At 67.1% G+C, this 1,222-nt stretch carries 1 protein-coding gene; it reads right to left on the bottom strand.

The genetic code is table 11. From position 1 onward, the window contains the following. Positions 1 to 31: 31 nt before the first annotated feature. Positions 32 to 1,165 carry an IS481 family transposase gene (locus tag AC0L2V_RS32160; protein ID WP_473522184.1) on the bottom strand — a complete coding sequence of 378 codons (1,134 nt, stop codon included), beginning with the start codon at positions 1,163 to 1,165 and terminating at the stop codon, positions 32 to 34. Positions 1,166 to 1,222: the final 57 nt, after the last annotated feature.

Below are 1,222 nucleotides of genomic sequence, written 5' to 3'. Positions count from 1 at the left end.
GTGCGAGGACATCGCGAACAGTTTTGCCATCCTATTGAGCAAGGGCATTGAGGTCGATGGTCTCTATTTTCTGATGTCTGAACCAGGCGTCGAAGACGCCGTCGGCAGCGGTTGGGCGAAAGGCGACGGACTTTCCGGCGAAGGCCCTGCACAGGCGCACGCTGTGGCCGAGAATGGAGACGAAGCCATGCTGCTGAACGCGGCGGATGAGATCGTCCTTGGCATAGTCGAACGGCTCGACGACGGTTTCGCGATACTGGCGCTGCGAGACGCGGTAGCGGTCGAGCGGCACGGCGCCGCCAAGCGCGTCGTGCGGACGCTCGGTGTTGTAGACGTGACGCCAGCGATCGAAGGCGTCCTGGGCCTTGGGGAGATCGGCAAAGGGCGGTCCCTGCAGCGCTTCGGCTTTGAGCGAGCGATGGAAGCGCTCGTCCTTGCCGAGCGTCTGCGGGTGGCAAGGCCTGGAATGGCTGACGGCGACGCCGGCCTCGATCAGCCAGACGGTGAGCAGCGTGAAATTGTTGCGGCCGCCGTCGCCCCACGGCGGGCCGTTGTCGGTGGCGATACGCCACGGCAGGCCGTAGCGGCGGAAGGCGGCGATCAGCCGGGCCTTCACGGTTGCGGTGGTCTGATCGGCGCAGGCCGACAGCGCGATCGAGAAGCGCGAATGGTCGTCGAGCACGGTGAGCGGATGCAGCCGGCCGCCACGCAAGGCGACGTGGCCCTTGAAGTCCATCTGCCACAGATCGTTGGGAGCTTCGTGCTCGAAGCGGATGAAGGGCTGGGCCCCGCCGCCCAGCGCGCCCAGCTCGATGCCGTTGCGGCGCAGGATGCCGGTCACCGTCGAGGCCGCGGGCGTGCCGATGCCGTCGCGGGCGATGACGCGCGCGATCTTGCGTCCACCCCAAGCCGGATGCGCCGCACGCACCGAAAGCGCAGCCGCTTCCACCTCCGGCGCGCACTGCGCCGGGCTCGATCGCGGCCGCCGCGACTGCTCGGCCAGTCCTGCCTCGCCCTCGCTCCGGTAGCGCAAAAGCAGCTTGTGGCCGCACGTCCGTCCGATGCCGAAGCGCCGACACAACGCGCTCACATTCGCCCCCTCCGCCGAGGCCAGCCTCACGAACTCCAACTTCTGCTTCATCGCACTTCTGTCCTTGAATGGCATCCCGAACCCCCTCGCGCACAATGCGCAAAACTGTTCGCGATGTCCTCGCACACCTGT

The sequence above is a fragment of the Mesorhizobium sp. WSM4814 genome (genome assembly GCF_055811595.1).
This window is presented reverse-complemented; position numbering and strand designations above follow the sequence as displayed.